General features: G+C 67.5%; 16 protein-coding genes and 4 pseudogenes. 12 read left to right on the top strand and 8 right to left on the bottom strand.

From position 1 onward, the window contains the following. Window positions 1-91 precede the first annotated feature (91 nt). Window positions 92-865: an XRE family transcriptional regulator gene (locus OG322_RS17295; RefSeq protein ID WP_329306629.1), complete on the top strand. Its 774-nt coding sequence runs from the start codon at window positions 92-94 to the stop codon at window positions 863-865. Further along, window positions 852-1319 carry an NUDIX hydrolase gene (locus tag OG322_RS17300; RefSeq protein ID WP_329306630.1) on the top strand — a complete coding sequence of 156 codons (468 nt, stop codon included), beginning with the start codon at window positions 852-854 and terminating at the stop codon, window positions 1317-1319. The genes OG322_RS17295 and OG322_RS17300 overlap by 14 nt, the downstream gene beginning before the upstream one ends. Here OG322_RS17300 and OG322_RS17305 read toward each other — a convergent pair. Further along, window positions 1307-1870 (bottom strand): HD domain-containing protein, encoded by a 564-nt coding sequence (locus OG322_RS17305; protein WP_329306631.1) that lies wholly within the window; start codon window positions 1868-1870, stop codon window positions 1307-1309. The two genes, OG322_RS17300 and OG322_RS17305, sit on opposite strands and share 13 nt — an antisense overlap. A 234-nt stretch (window positions 1871-2104) precedes the next feature. On the opposite strand from OG322_RS17305, the gene OG322_RS17310 reads away from it, so the two are divergent. The 4 genes and pseudogenes from OG322_RS17310 to OG322_RS41570 form a co-directional block, all read left to right on the top strand. Further along, complete coding sequence (locus tag OG322_RS17310) at window positions 2105-5185, top strand: N-6 DNA methylase (RefSeq protein ID WP_329306632.1); 3081 nt, start codon at window positions 2105-2107, stop codon at window positions 5183-5185. Window positions 5186-5435: 250 nt separating this feature from the next. Beyond that, window positions 5436-6212 (top strand): hypothetical protein, encoded by a 777-nt coding sequence (locus OG322_RS17315; RefSeq protein ID WP_329306633.1) that lies wholly within the window; start codon window positions 5436-5438, stop codon window positions 6210-6212. Between the two features lie 98 nt (window positions 6213-6310). Continuing rightward, window positions 6311-7324, top strand: a complete 1014-nt coding sequence (locus OG322_RS17320) for a PIN domain-containing protein (RefSeq protein ID WP_329306634.1) — start codon at window positions 6311-6313, stop codon at window positions 7322-7324. Between the two features lie 128 nt (window positions 7325-7452). Further along, window positions 7453-7607: pseudogene (locus OG322_RS41570) on the top strand (IS5/IS1182 family transposase); the annotation flags it as partial. Here the strand turns inward: OG322_RS41570 and OG322_RS41575 are convergent. From OG322_RS41575 to OG322_RS17335, 3 genes are all read right to left on the bottom strand, one after another. Further along, a complete protein-coding gene (locus OG322_RS41575) occupies window positions 7541-7711 on the bottom strand; it encodes a hypothetical protein (RefSeq protein WP_443066550.1) in 171 nt (56 codons plus the stop codon). The pseudogene OG322_RS41570 and the gene OG322_RS41575 overlap by 67 nt on opposite strands. A 488-nt stretch (window positions 7712-8199) precedes the next feature. Then, a complete protein-coding gene (locus OG322_RS17330; RefSeq protein ID WP_329306635.1) occupies window positions 8200-9531 on the bottom strand; it encodes a helicase-associated domain-containing protein in 1332 nt (443 codons plus the stop codon). Window positions 9532-9570: 39 nt separating this feature from the next. After that, a complete protein-coding gene (locus OG322_RS17335) occupies window positions 9571-10293 on the bottom strand; it encodes a hypothetical protein (RefSeq protein WP_206432343.1) in 723 nt (240 codons plus the stop codon). Between the two features lie 112 nt (window positions 10294-10405). Between OG322_RS17335 and OG322_RS17340 the strand changes: the two genes are divergently transcribed. The 3 genes and pseudogenes from OG322_RS17340 to OG322_RS17350 all read left to right on the top strand — a co-directional run. Beyond that, a complete protein-coding gene (locus tag OG322_RS17340; RefSeq protein WP_241200079.1) occupies window positions 10406-10732 on the top strand; it encodes a hypothetical protein in 327 nt (108 codons plus the stop codon). Window positions 10733-10815: 83 nt separating this feature from the next. Further along, window positions 10816-10959, top strand: a pseudogene (locus OG322_RS17345) (IS1096 element passenger TnpR family protein); the annotation flags it as partial. Next, window positions 10893-11294: pseudogene (locus OG322_RS17350) on the top strand (plasmid pRiA4b ORF-3 family protein); the annotation flags it as partial. The pseudogenes OG322_RS17345 and OG322_RS17350, both read left to right, overlap by 67 nt. A 233-nt stretch (window positions 11295-11527) precedes the next feature. Here OG322_RS17350 and OG322_RS17355 read toward each other — a convergent pair. The 3 genes from OG322_RS17355 to OG322_RS17365 form a co-directional block, all read right to left on the bottom strand. After that, a complete protein-coding gene (locus OG322_RS17355; RefSeq protein WP_124284569.1) occupies window positions 11528-11941 on the bottom strand; it encodes a DNA-binding protein in 414 nt (137 codons plus the stop codon). Continuing rightward, entirely contained in the window at window positions 11923-12207 is a 285-nt protein-coding gene (locus OG322_RS17360) for a hypothetical protein (protein ID WP_123460560.1), read from the bottom strand. The genes OG322_RS17355 and OG322_RS17360 overlap by 19 nt, the downstream gene beginning before the upstream one ends. 386 nt (window positions 12208-12593) lie before the next feature. Then, a complete protein-coding gene (locus OG322_RS17365; protein WP_329306636.1) occupies window positions 12594-13958 on the bottom strand; it encodes an FAD-binding oxidoreductase in 1365 nt (454 codons plus the stop codon). Window positions 13959-14586: 628 nt separating this feature from the next. Here OG322_RS17365 and OG322_RS17370 point away from each other — a divergent pair. Beyond that, window positions 14587-15517, top strand: a protein-coding gene (locus tag OG322_RS17370) for an IS5 family transposase (RefSeq protein WP_443066535.1) whose coding sequence is annotated in 2 segments (ribosomal slippage) — window positions 14587-14924 and window positions 14923-15517 — 933 coding nt in all. Because the reading frame shifts where the segments join, the coding sequence is not laid out codon by codon here. A gap of 196 nt (window positions 15518-15713) precedes the next feature. Here OG322_RS17370 and OG322_RS17375 read toward each other — a convergent pair. Continuing rightward, window positions 15714-16940: an IS701 family transposase gene (locus tag OG322_RS17375; protein WP_123466689.1), complete on the bottom strand. Its 1227-nt coding sequence runs from the start codon at window positions 16938-16940 to the stop codon at window positions 15714-15716. Between the two features lie 332 nt (window positions 16941-17272). Here OG322_RS17375 and OG322_RS17380 point away from each other — a divergent pair. Both OG322_RS17380 and OG322_RS17385 read left to right on the top strand, forming a co-directional pair. Continuing rightward, window positions 17273-17716 (top strand): annotated as a pseudogene (locus tag OG322_RS17380) (IS30 family transposase); the annotation flags it as partial. Window positions 17717-18203: 487 nt separating this feature from the next. Beyond that, the gene (locus OG322_RS17385) at window positions 18204-20975 is read left to right on the top strand and encodes a hypothetical protein (RefSeq protein ID WP_329306637.1); all 2772 of its coding nucleotides are present in this window, start codon (window positions 18204-18206) and stop codon (window positions 20973-20975) included. Window positions 20976-21101 lie beyond the last annotated feature (126 nt).

Genomic DNA, 21101 nt, shown 5'->3' on the forward strand with positions numbered 1-21101 from the left:
GCGTAAATACAGCAGCCATGACCCCCTCCTTCCGTGGAACGTCCCGAAACGTCCTTGCCGCTCCTGACCGGTCTCGGCTTGTATGGCGTCTGTGAACGAGCGATTGCACTCCGTGCTCGCCCAGCGCGGCATCCCACCCGAATCACTCGCCGAAGTCTGCGAGGTGGACCCCAAGACCGTTGGCCGGTGGCTCGGCGGACGCGTTCCCCATCCTCGCCACCGCTTCCGCGTGGCCAAGCACTTACGGGTGGAGGAACTGTTCCTCTGGCCCGCACCGGCGCCGAGCACGCAGCAGCAGCTCACTGGTTCAGGACAGGAGCTGATCGGGACCTACCAGAACCGGGCGAGCGTCCCGCGCGACACGTGGCTGTCGCTGCTCGACGGCGCCCAGGAACAGATCAGCGTCCTCGTTTTCTCCGGCACCTTCTTCGCCCAGTCCAACCCCCACGTCGCCAAGATGCTCGCCGAGCGCGCGTCGAGCGGGGTGCGAGTGCGGCTCTGCTTCGGCGACTCGAAGGGCCAGGCGGCAGCAATCCGGGGCCACGAAGAGGGAATCGGCGACACACTCGCCGCCAAGATCCGTGCCTCCCTGACCTACTACCGGCCCTTGTTGTCCGAGGCCGGATGCGAGGTGAGGCTGCACGACACCACGCTCTACACCTCCATGTTCCGGTACGACGATGACCTTCTGATCAACCCGCACGTCTGGGGCCAGCCGGCCAGCGCCAACCCCCTCCTCCATCTCCGCAGAGCAGACACGGCGGGCTGGTTCGACAACTACGCTCAGAGTTTCGAAGCTGTCTGGGCCACCGCACGGCCCTGGACACCAGACCAGGAGGAGCCCTCGCCACATGGGCAGGACTGAGTACTACAACGACCCCAAGGCCCCCAAGGCGAACACGCTCATCCCCGCCAATAACCTGCTCGTCGTCGACGACGACGGCGCCATACTGCTCCAACGCCGCCGGGACACCGGCCAATGGGCCCTGCCCGGAGGAGCCCAGGACATCGGCGAGACGGCGGCCCAGTGCGCCGTGCGGGAATGCCTGGAAGAGACCGGGATCATCGCCGAGGTCACGGGGTTCCTGGGGGTCTACACGAACCCGAACCACATCGTGGCCTACACCGACGGTGAGATTCGCCAGCAGTACGAGAACACCTACATCGGCCGCCCGGTGGGCGGCGAGCCCACGATCAACGACGAGGCCGACGGGGTCCGTTACGTCCTGCCGAGCGACCTGGACGAGTACGACATCCATCCCAGCATGCGCCAGCAGATCGGCGACTACCTCGCCGGCACGTACCCCTACCTGGGCTGAGCGACCAATGCCGCTTCCACCCGGCCGACGGCTGCACAGATGTCCGGCTCCGCCCTGCGGATGAACCGCCCCACGAGGCTGTCCACCCCGTAGCGGCTCACGATCTCCGCCACCCGCTCAGCTGCAGTGGTTCTCTCGCCATCGGGCGTCGTTGTCATGTCGCAGTATACGAGCGCGTCCACAAGTAGCCCCTCATCCAGCAAGGGGAACTCGCGTTCCAGAACCCGCATCAGCCCGCGCTCCTCGGCTTCCAACAGCGCGAACGAATGGTTCGCTACCAACCGGACCAGCCGCTCATCAGCACCGTGCTCGTCCCGGAGAAACCGCGCCCCGTCGAGCGGGTGGAACCCCGTCTCCGCCAGCCGGGGCGCGTATCCCACGTCGTGCAGCACAGCAGCAGCAATCAACAGCTCCACGTCCGCTGTCAGGGCCGGGCCGAGCCCGGCAGCACGTGCCGCCACGCCCTGCGAATGCGCCCACCGCCGGGGAAGCGCGTCACTGAGCTCCCTTTCGGCTACCTGCGTCGCCCACGTCAGCATCGTTTCGCCCATGGCCCATTCCATGCCCTGCAAGAGCCGAAGTCAGTCGTATGCCAGGATTCCGACGGGACAGCCAGCTCCCGCCGCCGTTCCTGTGCAGGGAAAGGGAACTGGACCTGCGGCAAGTAGAAAATACGGATTCGCTCAGCAGGGCTGTGCTGACACCCGCCCCTGCACGACAATGGTCGACTGGACCACACTTTCCCTCGCTGCCCTGTACACCATGATGCTCTTGGAGCTCTCGCCGTGACGCTCTCCGTCCCCTCTTCGCCCACCGCACTCGAAACCGTGTTTAAGCGTGTCATCGAGCGCAAGGCTGTTCGCGCCGAGGCGACACTGCAGGCTGACATCCGCCAGTTCCTGATGGACGCAGACCTCAACCTCGGCGAGCAGGACCTTCTGATTCCTGTGTTGGAAGCGCAAGTGGGCGACGGCACCGGGCACCGCATCGATATTGAGATGGGCGCGACCGTCGTCGAGGTCAAGAAGGACATCAGTCGGCCGAAGATCCGCAAGGACGCGATCGAGCAGCTGGCTAAGTATGTGCGGGCTCGGACGGAGCAGCGCGAGCGGCGGCACGTCGGCATCCTCACCGACGGTGCCGACTGGCGTGCCTATGCGCTGGTCAACAACGAGCTGAACGAGGTGAACCGTCTCGATGCGCGGGAACGCAACGGCAACGCGCTCACCCTGGTCCGTTGGCTCGAGGGCGTCCTGGCAACGTCCGAGGGCGCGGCCCCCACTCCAGATGCCATCGCTACCCGCCTTGGAGCGGACAGCGTTGCACACTCCATCGACAAGGCGGTCCTGGCCGCGTTGTACGAGGAGAACAAGAGTCGGCCGACCGTCCAGCTGAAGCGCGATCTGTGGGCACGTCTGCTACGTGATGCACTGGGTGCCCAGTTCGAGGACAGCGATGATCTGTTCATCGAACACACGCTCTTGGTGAACACGGCCTCAATCATCGCCCACGCGGTGATGGGCATCGATGTGAAGGACACCTCACCCGCCTCGCTGGTCTACGGTCAGCTCTTCGCACGGGCGAGGATCTCAGGTGTGGTCGAATCGGACTTCTTCGGCTGGCCCCTGGAAACCGAGGGCGGCGAGGGCTTCGTCCAAGATCTGGCCCGCCGCCTCGCCGGTTTCGACTGGTCGAAGGTCGAACACGACGTACTGAAAGTTCTGTACGAGTCGGTGATCGCCCCGGAGACCCGTAAGAAGCAGGGGGAGTACTACACGCCGGACTGGTTGGCCGAAGCCACGGTAGCCGAAGCTGTTTCCGATCCACTGCATCAGCGGATCATGGACCCGTCATGCGGCTCCGGCACATTCCTCTTCCACGGCGTCCGACGTTACCTGGCTGCCGCGCAAGACGCTGGACGGCCATTGCGCGAAGCATTGGACGGCCTGCACGACCATGTAGCCGGCATCGACCTACACCCTGTCGCTGTGGCACTGGCCCGCGTAACCTACCTTCTCGCTATCGGCCGCGACACGCTCACCTCTGAGGAACGCGGTCCCATAAGCGTCCCTGTCTACCTGGGCGACAGTATCCAGTGGGGGCGGCGCACTGACCTCATCGACCACGGCCACCTCGTCATTCAGACCGGCACGGGAAACCAGCTCTTCACCAACGAACTTCGCTTCTCCGAAGCCTTGCTGAAGGATGCCAGTCGCTTCGACGCGATCGTCAACGAACTTGCCGACAAGGCGGCCGACCCGCACCGAACTAAGCGAAAGGTGCCTTCACTCGGTGCTGTCTTCAACCGGCATGGAGTCACAGACAGTGACGATCGTGACGAACTGACGGAGAACTTCCGCGTCCTTTGCGACCTGGTCGACGATGGCCGCAACCACATCTGGTCCTACTACGTTCGCAACCTGGCCCGCCCCATGTGGCTGTCGCGCGCTGAAAACCGCGTAGACGTCCTCATCGGCAACCCACCCTGGCTCTCCTATCGGCACATGTCGGCCGACATGCAGAAGACCTTCAAAGACATGATGCAGGCCCGTGGCCTGTGGAGCGGCTTCGAGGTCGCCACCCACCAGGACCTGTCCGGTCTGTTCATCGCCCGGACCGTGCAGCAGTATCTTCGCGCAGACGGGGCGTTCGCCTTCGTCGTCCCCAACCCGGTCCTGGACCGACCGTACTGGGCTGGCTTCCGCAGCGGGGAATGGGCGGACCCCGACCATCCCGTCAAGGTCAACTTCACTGGTTCCTGGGACCTGCGCCGACTTCGCCCACACTTCTTTCCCCGTGCCGCTGCCGTAGTCTTCGGCCGCCGGCGCCCCCTTGCCATCGGACAACAGGGCAACAGTGCCGTCGCACTGCCAAAGCAGACCGAGATCTGGACCGGGAAGATCGCCAAGAGCGCAGCTCGCTGGGAACACGCCAAGGGCTGGATCACCCGAAAGGCGGGCGATCTCCGCTACCCCAAGGAAGGGTTGATCAGCTCGCCCTACCGGGATCGGTTCGGGCAAGGGGCTACCGTTGTCCCGAAGGTCCTCTTCTTCGTCAAGGAGCAGGCTGCCAATTCTCTCGGCCTCGGCGGCGGCCGAGTGTCAGTCCGCTCCCAGCGCAGCACTCTGGAGAAGAAGCCTTGGAAGGAACTCCCCGACCGGGAAGGATCGGTCGAGAAGCAGTTCGTCCGGCCCGTTCTGCTCGGCGAGCACGTCGTCCCCTACCGGGTTATGGGCGCCGATAAGGTCGTCCTGCCCATCGAGGGGACGAATACCCTCATGGACGGCGAACACGACCACCTCGACCGATATCCAGACCTGGCGATCTGGTGGCGTGACGCCGAACGACTCTGGGATGACAACCGCTCCAGCGAACGGCTTTCTCTGACCGAACAGCTCAACTTCCGGAAAAAACTGACTGAACAGCTCCCCGGAGCGCCCCTGCGTGTGGTGTACGGCGCATCCGGAATGCACGTCTCTGCCGCCCTGGTGGACGATCCGAACGCGATTATTGAGCACGTCCTGTACTGGGCTGCGGTTGCCACACGGCAGGAGGGCATGTACCTCCTTGCGCTCCTCAACGCTCCACGCCTCACGGAAGCCGTCCGCCCGCTGATGTCCTACGGCAAGGACGAGCGGCACATCGACAAGGCCGTGTGGGAACTGCCCATCCCCGACTTCGACCCATCCGACCCCAAGCACGTACGGATTGCCGAGCTGGGGGAAGCGGAAGCGGGGCGGATCGCTGAGCTGCAGTTCGACAGGGAAAGCAGCTACATCAAGATCCGTCGCACCCTGCGGGACTTCCTTCTCTCCTCCCCCGACGCCGAGGAACTGGATCAACTGGTGACCGAACTGCTCGGCTGAGATGCTCCCCGTACTCCAGACGTTCCGTTGCCTTCCCCGGCAGGACCGTGGGTCTTCAGCTGCCCTATCTCAAAAGTGGGGACCAACGAGGCAGCTGCGAAGACGAGTTGAGACTTCGAACCTCTCTCTCAACAGCGATGGGTCGCACCGGGCCGCGCGGACCTAGGATCCGAGGTCCCGCTACACCGCACTCCCCGAAGGACTCCGCGTGGCACGCCTGCTGCACCCTCTCCAGCCCCCACTGGACAAGATGACCGACTATCTCCGGGACGCGCAGCTCATCCACCGGGCGACCCAGGAACGCCTCACCCGGAAGACCACCGAGCGCCAGGCACAGGGCAAAGGGGGCAACGGCCAGCCCGGAGCGGAGCACTCCGCTCTGAACCGGGCCGTGGTCGTCGCGGCCGTCGGCGCACTCGAAGCCTTCACCGAAGACCTCGCCATAACAGCTCAGGAGCACTATCCGTCGGCTAAACCTCCGCGGAAGGAGTGGTACACCGTCGCCGGCCCCAACGGCATGGTCCAGACTCCCAGCCCCACCAACCTGCGGAAACTGTTCTGGACCTTCTTCCGGTATGACCCGATGGCCGCCTGGGACTGGCAAGTTCGGGTATCAGAGAGCGAGACCGGGGGGACCAACACTTGGCCCAGCGGCACCGCGCAACTGGCTGGGGCAGACGCGTTCACGTTCTTGGACACGATGGTCAAAGTCCGCCATGGTTTCGCCCACCAGGACAAGGGACAACTCAAGGTCCACAGCCCTGGGATCGCAGGCCAAACCACAGGCGGCAAGATCTCCATCCACGCACACCACGCGACCAACGCCGTAAGTGTGCTCCTCCAGTACGCGGTGCTCACCACGGTTGGCCTGGCCAGAGAGCTCGGCTGCACCAACAACTGCTGCACCCGCCAGTTCCGCTGGAGTACGGCCATGAGCCAGGCGGGCTGGGCGCCCCACCTCGTCGGGACACCTGCGAGCATCCTGGTGAGGGGGACCTGGAGGAACCCTCCCCCGGTCCTCCAGTAGCCGCGCTGCAGAGCGCCGCTCTCCGGAGGGGCGGTGCCGCCCGCGCACAGGACCGAAATCCCGCACCGGCCGGTCAACACCCCCACTAAGATGCGCAGATGAACGACCTGCCGCCGCCCGTGCGGCGCACTCTGTACCAGCGCGGGCCGCTACGCCGCGCGCTACTGGACACGTCTGTGCTGACCTCGGACATCATCGCTGCCACCCGGCGGCGGGACCCGTCGTCGTTCGTCGCCGGGGCGCGGGCGGGGACGGTGCGGTGCCTGATCCCTATTCACGTGTGGGAGGAAGTACCGCGAGTTCTGGCCGACCGACACCGGGAGGGCGGCCGGTTCGACCTGGGGCGGGCGCTGGAGCTGTGGCACTCCCGGTACGCACCTGTCCTGTACGTCGTGGACGCCGCTGGTCTACCAATGACCCCTCAAGCTCAGGTCCTCGCGGGACGAGACGCCTCCGATGTCCCGATGCTGCTGCTGGCAGGGGTGATCGCCCCGGTGGTCGTCATCGGGACCGACTCGGACCTGGTCGACAGCGGGCTCGCGGACGCTGACTACGTTGCCCTCCGCGCGGCTCTGGGGCACGTGGGGGTGACGGAAGGACGGATGGCCGACCTGGAACGGCAGGCCAGTATCGCGGCGAACATGACCGGCTACCTGGCCAAAGCTGCGGTGGCCCAGCTCAGCGAGCGGAAGCAGCTGGCGTTGGTCGTGGCGAGCGGGGCCCTGGTCGGGGCGCTGTACTGGGACTCGCGAAAGAGGAAGCGCCCGAAAGTCCCAGTACAGCGGACGCCGGTGCTCCCCATGGTGCTTGAGCATGCCTCCACGCGGCTGGCCGCACATGCCGCGCGGCACACTCTCGGTGAGAACCGGTGGTGTAAGGCAGAGCTGGGTACGCCCGGCGACACGCTTCTACACAAGGTCGCCCGGACAGTTACCGAGTGCCGGGAGCCCCAGACCCGCACGGCGATCGTGCAGCGCCTGAGCGAGGCCGTCCCCGGCTCCAACCACAAGGAACAGATGGCCGCCGTCCTGGATGTGCTGGACACCCACCCGATGTTCGTGGACGCCACGGGCCGGGGGCACTGGCAGGTCGGCCGCCTCGGCGGCCCGTGACACCCGGTGACTCCCGGGGGACTGCGCCCTCCCTGCAGGACGCCTGCTACGGAGCGGGGGACGCGGACGACACTGGGCTCGCATGTCTCCACGTACACCGCGAGGGTATCGACCTCTGTCTGGTCCCCCACGGAGCTGGGGGCCGTCCACTCACCCACGTACCGGCAGTACGCCTCGTGCAGCGGCGGCATCCACTCGACAGGGTCCTGGCCGGTCTCAGGCCGGCCTGACGTGCAAGATCCCCCTCGCCAGCGAAGGCGGCTGCCGCCCACTGGCCCTCCTTCGCGTACGGCAGCCCCGTTCCTCAAGGCCGTGGCGGAAGGGGGTTCTGACGCCGTAGCCCGCATCCGCGCCCACGACCGAGGCGGTCAGTACCCAACCGGTCACGTTGTCCAGCAGCCCGAGCGCGAGCCGCTACTTCTCCTGATGGACGATGTCGTCGGAGATGCTGGCCCGGCGGCAGCGGACTGGCTCGTCAAACCAGCGGAGCCATGGTTGCATTTTGGGTTGCATTCACTGATGTACAGCACTGTTCGGGGAGCCCGCCGCAGCAGACTCCACCGCAGGTCAGAACACCGGCGCACACCGTCGAACCTCCAGGCGAACATTTGGAAAGCGTGTTGGGGGCAACCCCTCACGAGTTCGAATCTCGTATCCTCCGCCATTGCTCTCACCGGGCAATACGTCGAAGGCCCCCGCAGTTCGCTGCGGGGGCCTTCGACGTTGGTGGTCTCAGTCTCGGTCTCAGCCATTTCCGACATTCAAGACATTTCGCCCATGCGGCGAACGCGCCCCCTGCCGACAATCAGTGGTCACGCAACGACGTGCGGCCCGGCCTCGGCCAGAGGGGCCCCGAAGCGGCTCTCCTCGTGCCATCAGGCCAGCGGGTAGCCCAGGGCCAGGGCGGCCTTGCGGAACGCCGGCAGACGGTCGGGGGAGACCGCAAGGTGGCGCTCGCCGATTCGGGTACACAGCACGCGCAGGCGGCGGTCGCTGACGATGAGGGCTGCCAGTGTCTCGTCCGCGCATTCGATGAGATGGGTCTGACCTGCATCGCGGAGTCGGCCGGTGCGACGGCCAGTGTCATCGAGCAGGGTGGTGACGGTCTGGGGCACGGGGTGCGAGGCGGCCTGGTCCAGGTAGCCACGGAGCTCGTCGAGGGTGTGCCCGCGGTCGAGGGCGTGCAGAAGAGAAGCGGTGGTGAGCGTCCAGACCTGTTCGGTTTTCCGGTCGGAGAAGGCGTCCAGGAGAAGTGTGTCGGCGGAGGGCAGCCCGTCGAAGGCGACGATGTCGAAGTTCGCCAGGATGGTGACGCTGCCCGTCGGGACGGCCGAGCCGGGGTCTTGGGCAGGGGCGTAGTCGCCCGTGAGGCCGGCGGCGTGGGCGCCCAGGGGATTGAGGCGGAGTGCGGACAGGCCGTCGTAGCGGCAGAGCTGGTCGAGGTAGTCGCCACCCCAGTTGTCCCGGTAGTCATCGCGGGCGCCCGCCGGGGGGACGTACTCGATGTCGATGAGGCCGAGCGTGGCGGCGTACTCGAAGAGCACCGCCAGGGTGTACCGGCCCTGGAGGAGGGACCAGCCGTGGTGGCCGTCGTAGCCGAGGCTGCCGTATTGCGGATCCTCCAGGTACAGCTTCCACAGTGCGCGTTCACTGCGGTGGACGACTGGATCCAGTCCGGCCGCGCGCATGTCTGTGAACAGGCCGTCGATGGACATCCACGCGCCCGGGGTGAGGCCGGCCAGCGCTTGGCCGACGAGCTTGCGGCGCGGTTTGGCGGCGCTCAGGACGTTCGCCGAGCGCTGACCCTTGATCTCCTCGACGCGGGAAAACTCGTCCAGGAGGCTGTTGTTCAGCCAGCGTTGCCACAGCTGAGGAATGGTCAGGTGCGGTGGCCGGGTCAGCGCGGCCCGTCCGCGCGTGGTCAGCACCAGCCGACCGCCGGTGAGCTGGGCGAGGCCGCCTGCCTGGAGCAGCATCGGCCAGGCGAAGGCCGCGATGGCCTCGTGCGGATAGAAGTCGCCGCCGTCCAGGACGTCGGCGACCGCCGAGACGGTGGCGGTGCTGGGGCGGCGGGTCTTTTCGCTGCACCGCAGCTTCTGCGTCATACACAGGCGCAGCACCGTCAGCAGGTTGACCTGCGCCTCGTGCTCGGTGTGCCGGACCCGTGGAGCGCCGCTGGGCTCCTTTTGCTGTTCGCCCGGTATCACTGCTCGTGCTCCCCGCTTCGTGCCGCTCGCGTCCCGTTCCTACAGATGGGCAACGTAGTCGTAGTTGTCCGGACCGCAGGTGCGCTCGAGGGTCTGGACCATCTTGCGCGGGTTGTCGTAGGGGCCGGAGAGGTAGAACGGCTTGCCGTCCCTGCCGAAGCCGATGACGGGCCGGTCGCCGGTCGGGGCACCCAGGTGCACTGCTGCGTCCGCGAAGCCGCCCGCGGGCTCGAAGCCAAGACCGCGGGCGTAGGCGACCGCATCGTGCACGATCGTCTGCGCCTGCTCCACGCCGATCGGCAGCGGCCGATGATCGAAGGCCGAGTAGTACACCGGTACGTAGGTGGTCAGGGATCCGGACCCCATCACCTCGGGGTCGGTGACGTTCTTGACTCCCAGGCAGTAGACGTCCACCAGGAACCCGGTGACTGTCACCCTGCTGGCACGTTCCTGGCGGGCCAGGAGAATCTGGGCGAAGCCGCCCGTGCCCGGGTCCGGCTCCTGGCCGAGAGGGTCGGCCGCCGCCCAGTCCGGGGCTTTGGCCATGTCCAGTCCCGCGCTCCAGCCCGCGTTGACCCAGCAGCCCACCACCGGCCGCTCATCCGGCGCGATGTTCCCCAGTGCCGCCTCGGCAACCCGTCTGACCAGCGCGGTCGCCTGAGCCGGGCGTAGCCCCAGCGCCTTCGCGATCTGCTTCGGCGCGCTGCCGCGCTCCCTCATCTCCCGGACCCGGGCCAGCAGTTCCTCGTCGCGTGTTGTCACCGTCACAGTCTGGCACCTCCGTGTCGCCCCATGCGAAGCACAGGGTGCGCCGGCGGTGCTGCCGTCCTGGGTTCGAGTGATACGGGATGCGAAGCGGAACAAGCAGGTCGGCATGGGTGAGACAGTGGGCGGGACCGTCGAGCAGGTGCGAGCGCTGGTCGGTTGGGTCGGCGCGGGCCGCAAGCTGACCCAGACCGGCCGTGTGACGCTTGCCGACGCGCGAGCACTGGTGGAGGTTCTGGACACCGGCGACCGGATGGACCCGGTGATCGGGGACCGTACGTTCAAGGCGAAATCCAGCGAGGAGCTGTACCACCTCACACTGCTGGTCGAGTGGGCGAAGGCGGCACGACTGCTGCGGACCGCGGGCGGGCGCCTGCTGCCGACCGCCTGGGGCATCTGCATACCGCCAACGACCACGACATCCAACGGGTCCTGAAGGCCCTGGTCCCCCTGGGTGCTGCCCATCCCACCTATGTATGGGTCAAGTTGACGACGGACGGCCGTACCGAGACGGCCCGGATGCGCGGCGAGCCCGAGCCCGGCGACGCCGTGTTGCGGATCCTCGTCGAGCTCGCCGACGTAGACGACCCCCCGGTTTGGCGGCAGTTGCTGGTGCCCGCCGCGATCCGCCTGGACCGGCTTCATTCCGTGATCCAGGACGCGATGGGCCGGCAGAACTGCCACATGCACGCGTTTACCATCGACGGTGTCCAGTACGGTCGTCCCGGCGGCGACTCGGACTACGCGACGAGCGCACCCCCACACTGGCCACCCTGCTCAAACCGGGCGCCCACTTCGTGTACACGTACGACTTCGGGGACTCCTGGGAGCACCTCATCACCGTGGAGCAGGTGCAGACAGCCTCAGCCGGGCCTCACTGTCCGTACTGCACGGACGGTGCCGGGACGTGCCCGCCCGAGGACTGCGACGGCACCCCCGGCTACAGCGATCTCAAAGTGATCCTCGCCGACCCGGCACATGAGGAACACCACGCCATGCTGGTGTGGCTCGGACTTCGGTCCGCCACGAAATTCGCCCCGGACCGTTTCGCTCCGGACGAGGCCAACGCGCGGCTGCTGCGCCTCACGGCACCACGTAGGACGAGCCGTCCGGCCACGCCACCGTTCGCGGCCCTGGGCGCTACCGACTGGTCCACCGACCCGGCTACGCCGCGCCGGGACAAAACGTACGGGCCGACCTTGCATCCTGACGTTCAGGTCCTGGGCGTCGACTACACGGCGACGAGGCGCACTCTGTCGCCGCACAACTTCGTCATGTCGTCAATGTCCGAGGTGATCATGACGACCGGGCGGCGCTGCCGCAGCGCCATCTCGGCCACGGCGGCGTCGATGGCGTATTCGTGACCATGAAGCCCAGCATTGATCAGCATGGCTGAGGCGGCCTTGGCCTCCTCATCACCGATGTGCACGATCCGCACGCCGGACAGGACCCAGGCGAGCCGCGCCTTCTCGGTCCGACGATGCACCGCTTCAATGATGGTGAGTGCGCTGATGACCACCTCCATGCCCCGCTTGCGGGCTTCCGCGATGAGGGCGACGACGGGCTCGTGATCACTGACGAACTTCGAGAGGCCCTCGCAGTCGAGAACGAGGGTGCCTTCGTGGCTCAGCTTGCGGCGGGCCACTGCCCCTCCTCGGCGAACACCTCGTCGAAGACCCGGCGTACCCGCTCCTGCTCGTGCTCGGAGATCGGCCCCCGGCGGCGTTCGTAGTCGGCCAGGTACTCATCCAGGATCTGACCGCGCAGCTCGCGCTCCACCGCTTCGGTGATGAACGCGGAGAACTCACGCTTGCCGACCCGTCGGCGAATCGCCTCCGCCGTCCCCTCGGGGAGGGAGAGACTGACCCTGGTGGCCGGCCCTTCGCCGACGCTGTAAGGAATCTCGCTCATGGAACCGACATTATCAAACAAGTAGGAATTCTGCCTGGGCGCAGCATCCGCCGAACGACGCGAGCCGCTTGCGGTGGGGCTCTTCGACGTCGGCCGTCTCGGTTTCCGTCTCAGTCGGTCTTCGGCAGCTCCCGGAGCGCGTGCGCGACTTGCTGCGCGACCTTGCGGAGCATGGGGCTGGTGATGTGCATGTATCGAGCGCGCATCCGGGCCGCTCCCCCGGGCTCCCATCCCGTGATCGCGTCCACGACGACCCACAACCGTGGCTGATCCCCGCAGCCCATGTGGCTGGGCCGACAGCCCTCGGCGACCGTCGTGCCGGTAGTTCGGGACGAGGGGGTCATAGTTGAGCCCCCTCCCGGCCGGGAGGGGGCTCGGCTTGTCGATCAGCAGAACGCGGGCGGGATGCTCTGCTCGTACTGGAAGACGTTGCGGGGATCGTACTTTGCCTTGATCTTGCGCAGCCGGTCGAAGTTGGATCCCCAGTAGGCGGTTTCCCAGTCCTGCATGCCGACGTTCGGCACGTTGACGTAGGCGCCGCTCACGTAGGGCCGCAGTGCCTGGCTGAACTCGGCGATCCAGGCCTGGGCCTGCGGGGTCAACTCGTCGCCGCTGTCCGGTTCTCCACGGGTCCCCCAGCCGGCACCCGGCTCGGAGTAGAAGAGCGCATCGCGATGAGGGAACGCCGTGCCACCGCGGGGGCTCTTCCTGACCGCTCCGCCGAAGGCCTGGGTGAAGAAGTTGCTGTCGTCCGTCGGTGCGTCCCGCATGAACGAGGCGACCACGCTGATCGCCTTCCTCGGGAACGGCTTGTTGGTGAACTGCGAGAAGAACTTCCAGTTCGCGGGCTCGTCCGCGGTCGGAATCTGGAATCCCGCGTATACCTCGCCCCAGTTGCCGACCTGCACCGAGACATCGGGACGACCGACCGACAGGATCGGGGCCAGCAGCTTCTTCGCCTCCGCAGGCGTTCCTTCTGCGAGGACCGCGAACAGCAGGATCTGGTTTCTGTGAATTTCGAGCTGGGTGCCGAGGCGGTTGTCGGCGACCGGCGCCGTGCGCTGCCACGTGTCGAAGACCCTGTGCAGGTCCCCGAGGCCGTCCCACGTCGCTTGCACATAAGTGACGCTCTTCAGTGGCGCCACTTTGTAGGTAAGCGACGTGACGATCCCGAAGTTGCCGTTGCCTGCCCCTCGGAGCGCCCAGAGCAGGTCCGAATGGTTCTTCAGATCCGCCTTGATGACCTCGGCGCAGTCGCCGCCTTCCGCAACGACGATCTCGGCGCCGATCAGGCTGTCACAGGCCATGCCGAGATAGCGGTTGAGGAAGCCGAAGCCGCCGCCGAGCGTCGCGCCGGACAGGCCTACGCTGCCCTCCGTTCCGGTCGTCACCGCGAGGTTCTTCTTCGCGAGCGTGGTCACCGCTTCCAACTGGTTGAGCCCGGCGCCGACCGTCGCCGTACGAGCGGCGGTGTCGATGTGAGCCGACTTGAGTTCGCTGACATCGATCACGATGCCGTTGTCCACGTTCGACCAGCCCTCAAGGCTGTGGCCGCCGCTGCGCACCCTCAGCGCGACGTCATGCTGCCGCGCCCACGTGAGGGCGTTGACCACATCCTGGGTCTTCTGGGCGTAGACAATGACCAGCGGATAGTGTACGAACAACTCGTCCCAGCCCAGGCTCGCTTCAGCGTAGTTGGGGTCGTCGGGACGGACGATGCGTCCGGTCAGTTTCGCCGGCGGGCACTTCACACTCTCGGCCCCTCCAGTCACGGCGCTCGCTCCCGGGGCCTCTACAGCCGCACCACCCGGGAGGACGACAGCGCCGGCGCCGGCGACCGCCGTAGCCTTGAGCAGTCCGCGACGAGAAAAGTCGTACATGGTCCGTGTCCCCTCGACCGCCAGTTGACGCGAATCGGTCCTTTGTGGACGATTTCAACGAGGCGCACAGTAGCAAGGGCGACCATGCCAGAATTGCCCGACACGCCAATTGCAGACAATGGCGAATCGCTCAATGGTGATGTGTGCAACTGGACGTGAATTGGTCCAACTGGGAGGACCGCACGACATCGTGGCCGTCCGTCTCGGTTTCCGTCTCATTCAGCAACGGCCATCGGCGTTCATCCGGGACACAACGGCAAGCCCGGCCGAACGGACGGATGGACATGAACGCAGGCGAACGCCCCCGCACTCAGCCCGAGCGACCACCAACAAATTTGGAAAGCGTTTTGGGGGCAACGCCTCACAAGTTCGAATCCCGCATCCTCCTCCATTACTCTCACCGGGTAATACGTTGAAGGGCCCCGCTGCTTGCTTCAGTTCTAGGTCCTGTTTCTCGGATCTCCTGACCTGCGAGGGGTGTTGGGGCCAGGCTGGGTTCATGGGCCGTGGGGATCTGACGAATGCGGAGTGGGATCGGCTGGAGTCGTTCCTACCTCCTGGTGGTACGCGTGGAGGTCGGTGGAGCGATCACCGCCGGGTGATCAACGGGGTTCTCTACCGGGTGCGGACCGGCGTGCAGTGGCGGGATCTGCCGGAGCGATTCGGGCCATGGGAGACGGTCTATAAACGACATCGTCGCTGGTCAGCCGATGGAACCTGGCAGATGCTGCTGTCTCGCATCCAGGTAGCCGAGGACGCCGAGGGCGGCATCGACTGGGACGTGTCGGTGGACTCGACAGCCGTGCGAGCCCACCAGCACGCCGCCGGTGCGAGGAAAGCGCCCCCGGCCGCCGTCCCTCAAAGGGGGCCAAGTGGGGGACGAACCAGGTCGATCCGGTACTGCGGAGACTGACCATCCGCCTGGAGGAGGTGGTCAGGTCGGCGAATGTCTGGGACGTTCCCGCGGAGGATTCACCACCAAGATCCACCTCGTTGCCGAGGGACGATGCCGGCCCCTCGCCTTCGTCCTGACACCCGGACACTACGGAGACGGACCCCAGCTCGAGCGGGTGCTGGAACAGGTTCTGGTGCCGCGAGCCGGAGTCGGCCGGCCACGCACCCGGCCCGACCATGTCTTGGCGGACAAGGCCTACACGTCCCGGAAGAACCGCCGCTACCTGCGACGACGCGGAATCCGGCACACCATCCCCGAACGTCTCGACCAGCAGAGACACCGCAAGAACCGAGGTTCACGCGGCGGTCGGCCTACCGGTTTCGACAGCGAGCTCTACAAGAAGCGCAACACCGTCGAACGCACCATCAACCGCCTCAAAGGCTTCCGCGCCGTCGCGACCCGCTACGAGAAACGCGCCTACATCTACCTCGGCACCGTCACACTCGCAGCACTCATGATCTGGCTCCGTACATGATCCGAGAAACAGGACCTAGTACTCCAGCCGGACTTCTTCATTGGCGCTGGTCAACGGCTTGGGCGTGGGGAGTGTAGCGGGCTGGAACGGGAGTGGGGCGGTTCTTTGCCGGGCCGTCCCACGAACGTGTGGCCGCGCCGCTTGTAGTGGCAGTGGCGGGCGCGTGCTTGATGTCGGCGACGCCAGTGGGACCACCTCATCGCGTGGTCGCGGTCCGGAGTACGGCGGCTGGGTTCAACTGCCAGCAGACGTCGAATTTCGGCCGGTGTGAGGTCCACGAGGTCGGGTGTGTCCCGCTCGGTGCCCCCTTTTCTCGTTCCTGGCCGGCCAGGACTGCGAGGAAGGCATGCGCGAGCATCGCGAGTGTGATGTGCCGGTACCAGCCCACGTAGCGGCGGACTTCGTACTGGTCCAGGCCGCATTCGTTCTTCGCGCTCTGGAAGCATTCCTCGACCTTCCAGCGGCAGCCGGCGACGCGTACGAGGTCGGCGACGGTGGCTTCCAGGGGTGCGCTGGCGAGGTAGTAGGCGAGTTCGTCGGGCTTGGCGATGCTGCGGCGGGCCAGCATCCAGCGCTGCCGGGTCGGTTCGTCGCCGTCGAATTCCCACACAGCGGGCAGGCGGGCTGCGGCCCAGTCGTAGAAACGCTCGCCCTTCGCGCCGCTTCCTGCTGACAGCCGCTGCCAGGCTTCGGGCGGGGCGTGGCCGATGAGGTGGTCGATGCGCGGACCGTGGACCTGCTGGGACTTGGGCACGGCCACGACGTAGGAGAGCTGGTGGTCTTCGAGGAAGCGGCGGAAGTGGGAGTCCTGGCCGTAGGCGGAGTCCGCGGTGACCCAGCCGACGGGCAGGGGCGAGGCGAGGGCACGCAGGATGATGGCCCGCGCCAGCTCTCCCTTGGTGGCGAAGACGCGGTCGTCGGGGACACGGGCAGCCCGACAGCGTTCACGGTCCTCGGTCCAGGACTTGGGCAGGTAGAGCTCGCGGTCGACCAGGGTGTGGCCGCGGAAGGTGGCGTAGGCGGCGAAGACCCCGATCTGGCAATTCTCGGTGCGGCCTGCGGTGCCGGAATACTGGCGTTGGACGCCGGCGGAGGTGGTGCCCTTCTTCACGAAGCCGGTGTCGTCGATGATCAGCACGCCGTTGTCCGCACCGAGGTACTCGGCGACGTAGGTGTGCAGGTCATCGCGGACCTCGTCGGCCTCCCAGCGACTCCGGGAAAGCAGGTGCTGCAGCCCGTCGGGGGTGGCGTGGCCAGCGTATTCGGCGAGCTGCCAGCCGTTCTTGCGGCCCACAGGGCCAAGAAGCCCACGAACGTAGTCCCGCATCCGACGCCGGGATTCCACGCGGGAAAAACGTCCTCCGATCCGCAAGAGCAGCTCAGCAAGTCCCTCTTCCCACAGGCCCGTTGGTGAATCACTCATGCGAGCGGGCTGCCCGGAACGTTGCCACTCCAAGCAGCGCGGCCACACGTTCGTGGGACGGCCCGGCAAAGAACCGCCCCACTCCCGTTCCAGCCCGCTACACTCCCCACGCCCAAGCCGTTGACCAGCGCCAATGAAGAAGTCCGGCTGGAGTACTAGTGGTCGTTGCAACACCCCAGTTCAAGGGGTGTCGTGGGCTTCGAGATCCGCAAGGACAGGAAGCCGCAGAGGCGGAGGCCGTTGGCCCGTGAGCGGGCCGCATACTTCCAGCTCATCGAGCAGGGTTACAGCACCCGGGAGGCGGCCCGGATCGTCGGCATCGACCGCCGCACATCATCGGCAAGGACGGACGTTCCGCCATCGGCACCCTCGTCGAACGAGCCACCCGCTACGTGATGCTCGTCCATCTGCCGGTCGGCCACAGCGCCATCGCCACCCGCAACGCACTTGCCGCTACCGTCCAGACCCTGCCGCCGTATCTGTGGCGTTCTCTGACCTGGGACCAGGGCTCGGAGATGGCCGCCCACCGGGCCTTCACCGTCGCTACCGACATCCCGGTCTACTTCTGCGACCCAGCCAGCCCCTGGCAGGGCGGATCGAACGAGAACACGAACGGCCTGCTGCGGCAGTACTTTCCCAAGGGCACCGACCTGTCCGCCCACGCCCCCGACCACCTGAAGGTCGTGGCCGCCGAACTCAACAGCCGCCCACGCAAAACGCTCGGCTGGGAAACCCCAGCCGAGCGCCTCGCTAAGCTACTGGACCTAGCCAGCTGACCAGCAGTGTTGCAACGACCCCTCGAATTCGCCCTGCCTGTCCGGGCCTTGGCGTTCCGCTCGCTGTCCAGTCAGGTATCGAAGGCCGCGGTCAGCACCCCGAGGCACAAGACCATGCAGTCGGCTACGAAGACAGCCTCGGGTTGTCCTGTCCCTGACCACCTTTTCGGCATGAAGGCCGACAGGGCGACGACTGCGGAAGCCAGTGCGGCCACGAAGAGCCAGGCGATTCGCGTCGCAGCGGGCAGGTCACGGTTCGCCGCACGGACGTCGGACCGCCGCTCCGGGCCTGGATCCCTCGATCAGCGGACCGCCCCCATGACTCCCGTCCGGCTCCTGTTTGGCCCCTGTTTGGCTCCTGTCAGATTCCTGTCAGGTTCCCGAGGCGGGACAACCGGTGACGACACGTCACCCTCTCCCCGGTGCGGGGGGTGCTCCTGGGATTCCTGGGGCGCTGAAGCACAACCAACGACGAGGAGACACCATCGTGAGACAGGTCTCACGCGCGCTGACGGCTGCCTTGGCGGCCGTGGCGCTGGCGGCGGGTGTGCCGGGGCCGGCGCACGCGCAACCGGCCGCCGAGCCCATACCCGGCGCGCCGCCGGGCGCCTCCGGGGAGCGGCTGCCGGAGGGGTGGCGTGTCGAGGGTGGGGAGCTGGTCTGGAGCTCGCCCGAGCCCGTGGGCATGGGCGGCGCCCCGGTCGAGTTCCGCTCGGGGAAGCACACCCTCGGCGTCGCGGAGCCCTCCCCCGACCAACGCACCTTCCGGCTCCGCCTCGACAGGGCGAAGATCGGCCGGGCGAGCGAACTCCAGGTGGTCGCCGGTTCGCGGCGGCTGGACGCCGCAGGGGCGGACCAGGCACCCGGTCAGCGACGCTCGACGGCCTTGGCGGTGCCCCAGGAGCCGTTCCCCGCCAACCCGGTCGACCCCGGTGTCGCCGGTAAGTACCGCACCACCAGCGGTGAGTACGTCCTGAAGTCGGTGAGGCTGCCGGGCTACGCCGAGCCCGTGGAGATGCGTGCCACGGTCGTCGGCCCGACGGACGCGCCGGGGAAGCGACCGCTGGCGCTCTTCCTCCACGGCCGCAGCGCCACCTGCTACGAGCCCGGCAAGAACAGTGCGGGCATGCAGTGGCCGTGCAAGCCGGGCCACAAGGCGGTCCCGAGCTACCGCGGCTTTCTGCACGACCAGAAGCGCCTGGCGTCCCAGGGCTATGTGACGGTTTCCATCTCCGCGAACGGTGTCAACGCGCAGGACGGCCGCGCGGCCGACTTCGGGGCGCAGGCCCGTTCGTCCCTGGTGCGCCGGCACCTCGCCCGCTGGGCGGCGTGGGGCGCGAACCCCGCGAAGGCCCCCGAGGCCGTGCGCGCGACGGAGCCCGCGGACCTGTCGAAAGTGCTCCTGGTCGGCCACTCCCGGGGCGGCGAGGGCGTCAACCGGGCGGCCCTCGACAGCGTCTCCCCGCCGCCGCCCGCCGAGGACGGCTACCGGGGCCCGGTGGGCTGGCGGATCCGCGGCACCGTGCTGATCGGCCCCACCATCTTCGGCCAGAACCCCACACCCGACGTGCCCTCCATGACCATCCTGCCGGGCTGTGACGGCGATGTGAGCGACCTCCAGGGCCAGATCTACCTCGACGGCACCCGGGGCATCGGCCGGGGCACGGCGCTGCACAGCGCGGTGTACATGGTCGGCGCCAACCACAACTTCTTCAACACGGAGTGGACGCCCGGCCAGGCCGAGGCCCCGGCAGCCGACGACTTCTGGGACGACGAGAACAACCCGGACCCGGTCTGCTCGGCACAGGCCAGGACCCGCCTGAGCGCCAAGCAGCAGCAGACGGCGGGCACCACCTATATCGCCGCCGCCGCGCGGCTCTTCCTCGCGGGCGACGACCGGGTCCGCCCGCTGCTCGACGGTTCCGACCGGCGCGCACCCTCGGCCGGCCCCGCCCGGGTCCTGACCCACGCCGTCGGCGGCCACCGCACCCCGGCGATCCGGCCCGACGACCCGCTCTCGGTGACGAACGGGCGCGTGTGCCGGCAGATCACCACGAGCACCACCCGGGCCTGCAGGCCGGACTCCGACCCCGGCAGGTCGCCGCACTTCGCGTCCTGGGCGGACACCACCAGCGAGCCGGGCCGCAACGCGGTCACGGCCCGCTGGACCAAACCGGGCACCCCGGTCCGGCTGACGCCGGAGCGCGCCTTCTCGCTGGCGGGCTCCGACGCGCTCGCCCTGCGGGTGATCGTGCCGCCGAACACCCGGGGCACCCGGCTCGACATCGCCCTCACCGACACCTCCGGCAAGCGGGTGAGGCTCGGTCAGGTCACCGTCGACGGCCTTCCCGGCTCCGCATCGACGGCCGCACACTGGGCGCGTGAGGTCCGCGTCCCGCTGAAGGCCGCCGTCAGCGCCGGTGCCGACCTGAAGCGGACGCAGTCGCTGGAGCTCACCCCGCGCAGCAGCTCCGGCGAGTTCTGGCTGATGGACGCCTGGGGCTGGCGCCCCGGCACCCCGGCGGTACGCCCCGTCGCGCTCCCGCGTGTCGACATCGGCAGACTGACGGTCAAGGAGGGCGACTCCGGCACCCGCACCTACCACGTGCCCGTCCACGTCACCGGCAAGGGCACCGGCGTGGTCAAGCTCGCCGTCCGCGACCCGGAGACCTACACGTCCACCGTCCGTACCGTGACGGTGAAGGCCGGTGGCTCCGTGGGCGTGTCGATCACGGTCAAGGGCAACTCCCGCTACAACTACGACCTCCGCCACGAGGTCGCGGCCAAGGCCGTGCGCGGCACGGCGGTCGGCGGCGCCTTCGGGGGCGTGCTCGTCGAGAACGACGACCCCATGCCCACGGTCAGCGTGACCCCGGTCGCCGACTCGGTCACCGAGGGCCAGAAGCTCACCTGGAAGGTAGCGCTCTCCCAGCCCGCCGACACCACCATCGAGACGCGGTTCGACCTCATGCCGGTGAACGAGGGCACGGAGCTGTCCACGAAGGACGTCGACGAGGAATGGCTCTCCGGGCTCGGCGAGTCCGCCGACCCGGAGCGGCCCCTGTCCACGGACAGTCCCTCCCTCTGGGCGTCCGTCCCCAAGGGCGAGACGAGCACCGAAGTGTCCGTGCCCACGGTCACCGACGCGCTGACCGAGTCGCAGGAATCCCTGCGGATGCAGGTGTACATCCTCAAGGAGAACGAGTGGCTGGAGGGCCCCCTCCTCACGGGGAAGGTCACGGACGCGCGCCAGGGCTGACGCCCGGGGTCCGCGTCCCGCGCTGACGGTGCCCGAGCGCACCACCTGGACCTGATGGCACCGGCCCCCGCCACGGGGGCCGGTGCCATCGGCGTGAGGGGGCCGCGCGGGGGCCCGGGAATTCGG

This window comes from Streptomyces sp. NBC_01260, from assembly GCF_036226405.1.
Lineage (GTDB): Bacteria > Actinomycetota > Actinomycetes > Streptomycetales > Streptomycetaceae > Streptomyces > Streptomyces laculatispora.